Origin of the sequence: Streptococcus sp. CF7_Ac1-8, from assembly GCF_024295435.1 — a bacterium.
Lineage (GTDB): Bacteria > Bacillota > Bacilli > Lactobacillales > Streptococcaceae > Streptococcus > Streptococcus mitis_AP.
Genome location: NZ_JANCPI010000004.1, coordinates 129845 through 140564, shown reverse-complemented (window position 1 = coordinate 140564; position 10720 = coordinate 129845). Strand labels below are relative to the sequence as shown.

Annotated in this window: 7 protein-coding genes; all 7 read right to left on the bottom strand. The window is 42.8% G+C overall.

The genetic code is table 11. The features are described 5' to 3' along the window. Nucleotides 1-71: 71 nt before the first annotated feature. The 7 genes from NMM26_RS03365 to mutS all read right to left on the bottom strand — a co-directional run bounded on the left by NMM26_RS03365 (nt 72) and on the right by mutS (nt 10715). The gene (locus NMM26_RS03365; RefSeq protein WP_000355900.1) at nt 72-506 is read right to left on the bottom strand and encodes a cytidine deaminase; all 435 of its coding nucleotides are present in this window, start codon (nt 504-506) and stop codon (nt 72-74) included. Between the two features lie 13 nt (nt 507-519). Further along, complete coding sequence (gene gltX / locus NMM26_RS03360; RefSeq protein WP_000031071.1) at nt 520-1980, bottom strand: glutamate--tRNA ligase; 1461 nt, start codon at nt 1978-1980, stop codon at nt 520-522. Between the two features lie 234 nt (nt 1981-2214). Then, nucleotides 2215-3564, bottom strand: a complete 1350-nt coding sequence (locus NMM26_RS03355) for a glucose-6-phosphate isomerase (protein ID WP_000018268.1) — start codon at nt 3562-3564, stop codon at nt 2215-2217. 169 nt (nt 3565-3733) lie between these two features. Continuing rightward, nucleotides 3734-4423: a gamma-glutamyl-gamma-aminobutyrate hydrolase family protein gene (locus tag NMM26_RS03350; protein ID WP_000124770.1), complete on the bottom strand. Its 690-nt coding sequence runs from the start codon at nt 4421-4423 to the stop codon at nt 3734-3736. A gap of 137 nt (nt 4424-4560) precedes the next feature. After that, nucleotides 4561-6327: a multidrug efflux ABC transporter subunit PatB gene (patB, locus tag NMM26_RS03345; protein ID WP_254753845.1), complete on the bottom strand. Its 1767-nt coding sequence runs from the start codon at nt 6325-6327 to the stop codon at nt 4561-4563. Between the two features lies 1 nt (nt 6328). Beyond that, a complete protein-coding gene (patA, locus tag NMM26_RS03340) occupies nt 6329-8035 on the bottom strand; it encodes a multidrug efflux ABC transporter subunit PatA (protein ID WP_020903405.1) in 1707 nt (568 codons plus the stop codon). Nucleotides 8036-8180: 145 nt separating this feature from the next. Continuing rightward, the gene (mutS, locus tag NMM26_RS03335) at nt 8181-10715 is read right to left on the bottom strand and encodes a DNA mismatch repair protein MutS (protein WP_254753844.1); all 2535 of its coding nucleotides are present in this window, start codon (nt 10713-10715) and stop codon (nt 8181-8183) included. Between the last annotated feature and the right edge of the window lie 5 nt (nt 10716-10720).

The window sequence follows — 10720 nt, the reverse complement described above, 5'->3', positions numbered from 1 at the left end:
AAATTTTTCAATTCTTTTCAAGTACAGTTTTTCAAATTATAGTAAAAAGAGCCAGAATTGTACTGACTCTTCTATTGTTCATTAAACTTAGAAGCACGTTCTTCTCCCCACCAATAGGGCATTAATTCTGCGACTTTCACTGTCTTTCTTATATCATAGTCCATCATGACTTCTGCATCTTTATTTTCAGCGTTCAACTCTAAGAGGAATTCTCTGCAAGCTCCACAGGGCATTCCTGAACTTCCACCATAAGGTGGTTTGTCTCGAAGAGCTAATACTTTCTTAACCTTGGTTTGTCCTGAGAATTGATACATATTAAAGAGAGCCGCCCGTTCTGCGCAGAGATGGAACACACCACAGGTTCCCTCCATACAGAAACCTGTAAATATTTGCCCATCTTCTGCTTCTATTGCGGCTACAACATGGTTGGCATAAACAAAGTCTGATACTTCATGTGGATTGTAAAGTTTCTGTGCTTCTTCGTACATCTTTTCCCAGATGTCCATTGTTGCATCCTTCTTATTTAGAGATTTCTTTTAACATATTTTCGATATGCTGGATTGATTTTTCACGGCCTAACAAGAAGATAGTATCTGGCAATTCTGGTCCATGCATTTCACCTGAAACTGCGATACGAATAGGCATGAAAAGATTTTTCCCTTTAATACCAGTTTCTTTTTGGACTTCCTTAATTTGTGGGAAAATATTTTCTGTTACAAATTCATCGTCTGTCATCGCTTCAAGTTTTGCTTTGAAGGCTTCAAGAACTGTTGGGACTGTTTCCCCCGCCATGACTTCGCGCTCTGCTTCGGTCAATTCTGGGAAATCTGAGAAGAAGAGATCTGTCAATGGAATAATTTCATCTACTGATTTCATTTGTGGTTTATAGAGCTCAACTAGTTTTTCAGCCTTGTCAGTTAAACGGCCTGCTTCCTCTAAGAATGGTTTTGCCATCTCAAAGATAGTTTCTAGGTCTGCATTTTTGATATAATCATTGCTCATCCAGTCCAGTTTCTTCTGATCAAAGGCTGCTGGTGACTTGCTGAGGCGATTTTCATCGAAAAGTTTAATGAGTTCTTCACGAGAGAAGATTTCATCTTCGCCACCTGGGTTCCAACCAAGAAGAGCAATAAAGTTAAAGACTGCTTCTGGTAAATAACCTTTTTTACGGTAGTCTTCGATAAACTGAAGGGTGTTGGTATCGCGTTTTGACAATTTTTTCCCAGTCTCAGAGTTGATAATCAAGGTCATGTGACCGAACTCTGGTGCTTCCCAACCAAGCGCTTCATAAACCATAAGTTGTTTTGGTGTATTGGCAATGTGGTCATCTCCACGGATTACATGAGAGATTTGCATATCGTGGTCATCGATGACAACGGCAAAATTATAAGTTGGGTAACCGTCTTTCTTTTGGATAACCCAATCGCCACCGATATTCCCACCTTCAAATTCGATATCGCCTTTAACCATATCATGCCACTTGTAGATACCTGACTCATTGACAGCCAAGCGAACGGTTGGGATGATCCCTGCTGCTTCACGTTCTGTGATGTAAGCCACTTTTTCCTCTTCACTCATACCGATGTATTCGTTGATATAACGAGGTGTTTCACCAGCTGCTTCTTGGCGTTCGCGTTCAGCTGCCAGCTCTTCTTCTGTAACGTAAGATTTGTAGGCTTTTCCTTCAGCTAATAGTTGATTGATGTATTTTTGATAGAGTTCCAAACGCTCAGACTGACGGTAGTTTTCATGAGTCTCTGGACTTTCATCCCAGTCCATGCCTAACCAACGAAGGTTTTCAAGCTGTGAACGCTCTCCGTCTTCGACATGACGTTTGCGGTCAGTATCTTCAATACGAATGATAAAAGTTCCACCATGATGGCGCGCATACAAGTAGTTGAACAATGCTGTACGGGCATTTCCGATGTGTAATAGTCCTGTTGGACTTGGTGCGTAACGTACGCGGATATCTTTTGACATAGTTTCTCCTATAAAGTCTTTATACTCAATGAAAATCAAAGAGCAAACTAGGAAACTAGCCGCAGGCTGTACTTGAGTACGGCAAGACGACGTTGACGCGGTTTGAATTTGATTTTCGAAGAGTATTAGGCGTCTGCCTTTTTTGCTCTCTATATTATATCACAAGTCTTGGCTGAGTCCAATTTCTATGAATAAAGAGAGTAAAAAGAGTGGGCAAACCACTCTTTTCTTCTATTATAGACGTGCGTTAAGTTCTTTGCTCAATTCTTCAAATCCTGGTTTTCCAAGAAGGGCAAACATGTTCCGTTTATAAGCTTCAACACCTGGTTGGTCAAATGGGTTGATGGCATTCAAGTAACCTGAAAGGGCAATTGCCAATTCGAAGAAGTAGATAGTGTAACCAAGAGTGAAGGCATCTTGCTCAGGAAGAGTCACGTACATGTTTGGTACATCACCATCTGTGTGGGCAAGAAGAACACCGTCAGTTGCTTTTTTGTTTACAAAGTCAACGTCTTTTCCTTGAAGGTAACCAAGTCCATCAAGGTCTTCTTCCAAGCTAGGGATAATCACGTTTTTACGAGGTTTGTCAACACGGACAACTGTTTCAAACATGATACGAGTTCCTTCTTGGATAAATTGACCAAGTGAGTGCAAGTCAGTTGAGAAGTTGGCTGAAGTTGGGTAGATACCTTTTTGGTCTTTTCCTTCTGATTCACCAGCCAATTGTTTCCACCATTCTGAGAAGTATTGAAGTGATGGCTCGTAGTTTACCAAGATCTCAGTTGCATAGCCTTTACGGTAAAGGATGTTACGAACTGCTGCGTATTGGTAAGCTTCGTTTTCAGAGATTTTATCTGAAGTGTAGTCTTTGCGAGCTGCATTCGCACCTTCCATAAGGGCTTTGATGTCAGCTCCTGATGCTGCGATTGGAAGCAAACCAACGGCTGTCAATACTGAGAAGCGTCCACCGATATCATCTGGAACAACAAATGTTTCCCAACCGTTAGCATCTGCTTCAACCTTAACAGCGCCTTTTTGGCGGTCAGTTGTTGCATAGATACGTTTGTTTGCTTCTTCTTGACCGTATTTCTTAACCAAAAGTTCTTTGAAGACACGGAAAGCGATAGCTGGTTCAGTTGTTGTACCTGATTTAGAAATCACGTTTACCGAGAAGTCTTTGTCAGCTACGTACTCTACCAAGTCAGCAAGGTAAGTAGATGAGATTGAGTTTCCTGCGTAAAGGATTTGTGGAGCCTTGCGTTCTTCTTTTGTTTGCAAGTTTGCAAAGTGGTGGTTCAAGAAGTCGATTGCTGCTTTCGCACCAAGGTAAGATCCACCGATACCGATTACAACCAAAACATCGCTGTCTGATTTGATTTGCTCAGCAGCTTTCAAGATGCGGTCAAATTCTTCGCGGTCATAGTTTTCAGGAAGGTCCAACCATCCCAAGAAGTCGCTACCAGCACCAGTTCCTTTACGGATCAATTCATCTGCTGCTGTTACTTGTGATTGCATGTATTCCACTTCATGTGGTGCAACAAATTTGTCTAAAACTTTTGAATAATCAAATTTAATATGTGACATGTTATTCCTCCAATATTTCTTCTTTTCTATCATAACGCTTACCTTCGTTTTTTTCAAGTTTTTTGTCGAATTTCTCCAATTTTTATCAGAATTCAAACGTTTGCGTAAAAATCCCACATTCCAAAAATTTTGAAAAAATAAAAGAAAGAACGACTAGATGTTCCAGTCGTTACAGTTCATTCAATAAATACTCAAATAATTCTAAATTGCCATCTTCTTCATTAACCAGAAACTCTGGATGCCACTGCAAACCAATAATGCGGTGCTCATCGATAGACTCAATCGCTTCGATGGTCTGGTCTCTTGGGTCAATAGCAGTTACACGGAAATTAGGTGCCAAATCTTTAATACTCTGACGATGAACGGAATTAACTTGACTTTCTTTTCCAAATAACTTAGCCACCACACTTCCTTCTACTGTCTCAATAGAATGAGATGTCCCGAAAGGTAGTCCTTGCCAGTGGCCTTCGATTTCTTGATTGAGAGTTCCCCCAAAGGCAACATTGACAAGTTGGACACCGCGACAGATTGCCATGATTGGTTTATTCTGACGAAGCGCTTCTTTCAAGAGCGCCAATTCAAATTCGTCACGCACTAGGTTGTAATCATCACTCTCGATGGTCTTTTTCTCTCCATAAAACTGAGGATGGACATTTTGACCGCCTGTCAAGATAAGTTTGTCAATCATTTCTACATAATCGCGAACAACTGACTCATCACCAACAGGAATGACTAAAGGGAGACCACCGACTTGACGAATGCTCTCTGCGAATCTACAAGATACAGATGAATGAATGTTTTTGCCCTCTGCGTCTACGGGACATAGATTTGCAGCAACTCCTACAACCGTTCTAGCCATGATGCCTCTCCTTTCGAATGTTAACGATAGTCTTATCATATCACTCAAAATGACTTTCGTCTAATATGTTTTTTTTAAGGCTGTGATAAATATTTTTTATGGACAAGAAAAAGCTGCCCAAGGGGACAACTTTTTTCTTATTCAAAAACAAATTGATTGTGATAGAGTTCTGAATAGAAGCCACCCAGTTTCAAGAGTTCATGGTGGCTACCGCGTTCAATGACTTCTCCATCTTTAAGGACAATAATCTGGTCTGCATTGAGGATAGTCTTCAAACGATGGGCAATGACGAAACTAGTTCTGCCTGCTACAACCGCCTCCATGGCATGCTGAATCTTGCTTTCTGTCACAGTATCTACGTTCGAAGTGGCTTCATCGAGAATGAGAACCTCTGGATCTGTCATCAGGGTTCGAGCGATAGAAATCAATTGCTTTTGTCCTGTCGAGAAGATGCTCTGGTCATCATCTATAAGAGTATCGTACTTATCAGGCAAGCTTTCGATGTAGTCGTGAATATGGGTTGCCTTGGCTGCTGCCTCAACCATTTCTTGACTAGCATCTGGCACACCAAAACGGATATTGTCTCGAATCGTTCCGCTAAACAAGACCGAATCTTGCAAGACAATTCCCACCTTGCTTCTGAGACTATCTAAATCATAGTCACGGATGTCTTTACCGTCAAAATAAATCCCACCAGCATTAACATCATAAAAGCGATTGATGAGGTTCATAATAGTCGTTTTCCCTGACCCAGTCGGACCAACAACCGCTGTCATCTGGCCTTTAGGAGCAGAAATGCTGACATCTTTCAAAATGGGTTTATCAGGCAAGTATGAAAAATCAATATGACTAATTTCAACACCTTCTTGCAACTGAGTGAAGGTCGGAGCATTTTTAGGTCGAATTTCTTCCTCTGCATCAAACATTTCCTGAATCCGTTCAGCACCTGTAAAGGCTAACTGAAGGCTTCCCCAACTTGCCGCAACTTGAATAATAGGCTGGTAGTACTGCTGTGAAAATTGGGCAAACATAACAATCAAACCTAGGGCTGTACTTGTTTCAATAGACTTATCATTCAAAAGTACAGCTGAACCAGCAAAGATGACGATGGCTGTGTTGACCAGACTCATCCCATTCATGACAGGGAAAAGAATTCCTGAGAACATTCTTCCTTTAAAGGTTGCCTTGCGCACGCGCTCATTTTGTTCAAGAAATCCTGCCATCATATCCTCTTGAATACCTTGCACAATCACGGCTTTTTGACCTGAGATACTTTCATCCATATAGGCATTGAGCTTCCCTACCTCTTTCTGCTGGAGGTTGGTATATTTCCGTGCCATTTTCACGATAAAAATCAGCATGAGAAAGGCCACTGGTGTACTGGCAATAGTGATGAGGGCCAGCGTCACATTTCTCGAAAACATGACAAGAATCAGACCAATGTATAGAACGATGTTGCTCATGACCTGAATCAAGCTTTCGTTAAAAGCTTGGAGGATATTATCCAAATCACTGGTAAAACGAGACAGGATATCGCCATCTTGTCGGCGGTCAAAGAAAGAAACAGTCAACCGAGCAAGCTTGCCAAAGAGGCCTTTGCGCATCTCGTTGGTCGATTCTGCAATCACGCGCGTCATGAGACACATGTATATCACACTGGAGATAAATAGAACCAAAACTAGCAGACCAAGATTGACCATGATTCCTGATAGGCTTTGCCAAACAAGTTCTGGATTGCCATTTTGATAAGCTTGAACTAAATTAGCTAACTCTGTTACCGATTGTCCAGAAAATACCGGAAAGAGAGCTTGGGCAAGAGTCGCCAGAACAATCATCAGGATAACAACTACAAATGATAGCTTATAGACTTTAAAATAATTCCAAAAAAATTGAACTGTCTTCATTTTACTCCTCCTTTCCTTTCTGTGTTTCGTAGATTTCACGGTAAACGGAATTGTTGGCAACCAAGTCTGCATGCGTACCTTGACCAATCAATCGTCCTTGATCTAGAACCAAGATTTTATCTGCATGAACAACCGAGCTAATCTTTTGAGCGATGATAATGGTTGTCGTTCCCTTCAAGTCCTTATTCAAGGCTTCCTGAACCAGGCGCTCTGACTTGGCATCCAAGGCTGAGGTCGAATCGTCAAAAATCAGAATACGTGGATTGCTGACAATTCCACGGGCAATCGACATCCTTTGTTTTTGCCCACCTGAAAAGTTGGTTCCCCTTTCTTCAACTGGACTTTCAAAGGTTTTCTCCATACGATGAATGAATTCACTGGCTTGAGCAATATTGGCTGCGCGCTCCATTTCAAATAAAGTAGCATCTCCCTTACCCTGTCTCAAGTTATCTGCAATCGTTCCACTAAAGAGAATGGCACGTTGGAGAACGATAGAAACTGTTTTACGCAGGGTTCCTTCACTCACTTCTCGAATATCCTTGCCTCCAATTTTGATAGCACCCTCCTGTGGGTCAAAGAGACGTGGAATCAATTGAGCCAAGGTTGATTTTCCTGCACCAGTCGCTCCAACGACACCAACCATTTGTCCAGGTTCGACAGTAAAGCTCACATCTTTCAACATCGGTTCCTTATCCATTGGATAGGTAAAGGTCACATTTTCAAAGCTAAGACTTCCGACCAAGTCTTCATCTGGGACATCCTTGAAGGTCATGGCTGGCTCTGCGTCAAGAATTTCTCGAATACGACGCATAGAAATCATAGCACGACTGACAGAATTTCCCAAAAATCCAACCATAATAATAGTAAAGATAATCTGGCTTAGGTAATTAACAAAGGAAGCAATGGAGCCAACAACCGATGGATCCGATTGAACCATCCCTGCAACTAGCCAAATAGAGAGGAAAACCGCCCCATAACCGACCAACATCATGACAGGTTCCACTACTGAAAAGGCATATCCGATGTAAAGGTTTTGACCGAGAAGCTCGTCTGAAACCTCCGTAAACTTAGCAAACTGCTCTTTTTCTTGGACAAAGGACTTGACCACACGAACACCGCGTAGATTTTCCTTGGCAATGGCATTGATGCGCTCAAGAAGTGTTTGAAACTTGGCAAAACGAGGCCCCATCATTCCCATCATGACAGCTGTCAAGCCAAAAATCAAGATTACCATTAGAACAATCACCCACCACAGAGAAGGTAAGGTTTGAACAGCCAAGATAAAGGAACCGATGAACAAGAGGGGGAGCCTGAACAGAATTTGAAAGGTCATCATGACGACGTTCTGAATCTGGTTGATATCATTTGTCATGCGAACGACTAGATTTCCCGCATTAAATTGTTCAATATTGGCATAAGAAAAGGTTTGGATTTTACGGAAGGCATCCTCTCGAAGGTCAGATGAAACTCCTTGGGCAATATAGGCTGCGAGGACAACGTTGAGCCCACCAGCAACCAGACCGACCAAAGCCACACTAATCAACCAAGCCCCGATACTATAAATGGCTTCATATTTCCCAGCAAGGAGGGCGTCTAAGACTTCCTGCAGATAACGCGGTTGCAAAAGTGAACTAGCAACCATCAAGCCTGTCATCAGAAGCGAAGCCAAGGCCTGCCACTTGTAGGTTTTTATTTTCTGAATTAGCATACTTTCTCCTTAAAAAATAGACAAAAGGGAGCGACAATGTGTCAGCTCCTTTTCATTCTGTTTGTGTGATGCTATTCTAGCAAAAAAGTGGGGACTTGTCAAAGAAGTATCCTTGATACAGCTAGAATGACAAGTAATTCATTCTTTATAATTTTTGTTTTAACTCGACCAAGACATTCATAGCCTGCATAGGTGTCATATTGTAAATATCTAGTTTAGCTAATTCTGCTAGGATAGGATGCTCTTCTGCCGTATCAAAGAGAGAAATTTGTTCTGTGACAGTACTTGTTTGCCTCACGGGAGCAGGACTTTCTGTCCCTTGATTCTCTAACTGAGTCAAAATCTTGTCCGCCCTTGCTAAAAGGTCTGCTGGCAAGCCAGCAATCTTGGCAACATGGATACCGTAGGATTTATCAGCTGGTCCTGGTTCAATTTTATGAAGGAAGGTGACCTGCCCATCCTGCTCCAAGGTTGCCACGTGAACATTGACTAAATGTTTCAAGCTGGACTCCAGACTAGTCAACTCATGGTAGTGGGTCGCAAAGAGGGTCTTGGCTCCGATATGCTCGTGAATGTATTCGATGATAGACTGAGCAAGAGCCATCCCGTCATAAGTTGCAGTTCCCCGTCCCAATTCATCAAAGAGAATGAGAGAGTCCTTGGTCGCATGCGAAATGGCATTGTTAGCCTCCATCATCTCTACCATGAAGGTTGATTGACCTGAAACCAAGTCATCTGCTGCTCCGATACGGGTAAAAATCGCATCAAAAATCGGTAAATGGGCGCTTTCTGCTGGCACATAAGAACCCAACTGAGCCATAACCGCCGTCATGGCTAACTGACGCATGTAGGTTGACTTTCCGCTCATGTTGGGCCCTGTAATCAGTTGAATACTGGTATCTTCTGCCATCTGAATCGTATTTGGAATATAGGTCTGAGCCCCCATAACCTTTTCAACGACAGCATGGCGCCCTTTCTGGATATCGATTTGTGAGTCGTCTCCGAACTCAGGTCGAATCAAATGCTGGGTTTCAGCCACAACTGCCAGACTCTGTAAGACATCAACCGTCGCAATTCCTTGGGCTAGAGCCTGCAAACGCTGGATGTACTTGCTGACCTCTTCACGAATACGCATAAAAATTTCGTACTCTAGATTGGCTGACTTCTCACGCGCCTCAAGCATATCTCCTTCGATACGGGCTAATTCTTCGGTTCCAAAACGTTCTGAATTTTTCAGCGTCGCCTTGCGGAAAAAGTGAGCAGGCACATTTCCCAGTTGCGAATTGGTCACATGGAAATAGTAGCCATCCTTTTTATTATAGACAATCTTAAGTGCGCTAATACCAGAGTTTTCTCGCTCCTTGGCCTCAATTTCAGCAATCCAACCAGTCCCTTCTCTGAGAACGCGACGGTACTTGTCTAAAGTCTCATCAAATCCAGTTCGGATAATTCCCCCATCTGTAATCACATGAGGGGCTTCAGGAGCAATCGCTGCGCTAATCAAACTCTCCAACTCAGGGATTCCATCCAATTGTTCGATAAGATAAGTTAGAGCAGGTTGCTCCATCCCTTCTAAAATCGCACGAATCCGTGGCACACTAGACAAAGTGGTCGCCAACTGCAAGAGATCCTTGGGATTTGTTTTGCCAAAAGAAACCCGACTAGCCAAGCGTTCGATATCATAAACACCCTTGAGACTGTCTGTCAAGTCACTGCGCTCAAAGAAATGGTCGAGAAAGACCTGCACCACTTCCTGACGTTGGACGATTCGCTCCTTATCAATCAAGGGGCGATGAATCCAAGAACGCAAGAGCCGCATTCCCATAGCAGTTTTGGTTTCATCCAAAAGCCAGAAAAGACTGCCTTGTTTCTTACCCGAGCGAGCATTCTCAACCAAATCCAGACTAGCCTTGGTCGCATAATCCATCTGCAAGAAATCCTTGATTTCATAGTGGATAACAGGTTTGAGGTGGTTCAATTCCCTCATCTGAGTCCGATGAACATACTGGAGTAGCTTACTAGATGCCGCTTGCTCCACAGCTGCCAATCGTGAATCCAGTAAATGAAGGTCTTCAAAGCCTTCTTTTTCATAAGAAAGCACCAGATTCATCTGACGACTGAGGATTTGTTCTTCTTCCTCAGACAAGTCATAGCCCAGCACCACTTCGCGCGCCTTGAGATTACGGATTTCCCCACAAACCAGCGTGAAATCCAAAAGACCTGTCACATAAAAGTCACCCGTCACCAGGTCCATATAAGCTAAGCCAAATTGACTGCCATCACGGTCTATAGCAACCAAGAAATTGTTCTGACTATCCGGCTTACTGCTATCGACCACTGTCCCTGGCGTAATGACCTGAACAACCTCTCGTTTCACAACCCCAACTGCTTGTTTAGGATCTTCCATCTGCTCTGCGATAGCTACCTTATAGCCCTGCTCAATCAAGACATCTATATACTGCTGGGCAGAATGATAGGGGACACCCGCCATAGGAATCGGATTGTCGGCATTCTTGTTGCGACTCGTTAAGGAAATTTCCAGAATCTGCGCAGCATTGACCGCATCCTCATAAAATAATTCATAAAAATCACCCATCCGAAAGAGCAAAAACGCATCTGGATATTGCTTTTTAATATCCACATACTGTTGCATGCCGGGTGATAGCTTCTCTGTCGCCATTTTCC

What these genes read in the sequence shown, in the direction of transcription:
- gltX (WP_000031071.1), bottom strand. Translation starts at nt 1,980, where the DNA reads ATGTCAAAAGATATCCGCGTACGTTACGCACCAAGTCCAACAGGACTA.
- patB (WP_254753845.1), bottom strand. Translation starts at nt 6,327, where the DNA reads ATGAAGACAGTTCAATTTTTTTGGAATTATTTTAAAGTCTATAAGCTA.
- mutS (WP_254753844.1), bottom strand. Translation starts at nt 10,715, where the DNA reads ATGGCGACAGAGAAGCTATCACCCGGCATGCAACAGTATGTGGATATT.
- NMM26_RS03355 (WP_000018268.1), bottom strand. Translation starts at nt 3,564, where the DNA reads ATGTCACATATTAAATTTGATTATTCAAAAGTTTTAGACAAATTTGTT.
- NMM26_RS03350 (WP_000124770.1), bottom strand. Translation starts at nt 4,423, where the DNA reads ATGGCTAGAACGGTTGTAGGAGTTGCTGCAAATCTATGTCCCGTAGAC.
- patA (WP_020903405.1), bottom strand. Translation starts at nt 8,035, where the DNA reads ATGCTAATTCAGAAAATAAAAACCTACAAGTGGCAGGCCTTGGCTTCG.
- NMM26_RS03365 (WP_000355900.1), bottom strand. Translation starts at nt 506, where the DNA reads ATGGACATCTGGGAAAAGATGTACGAAGAAGCACAGAAACTTTACAAT.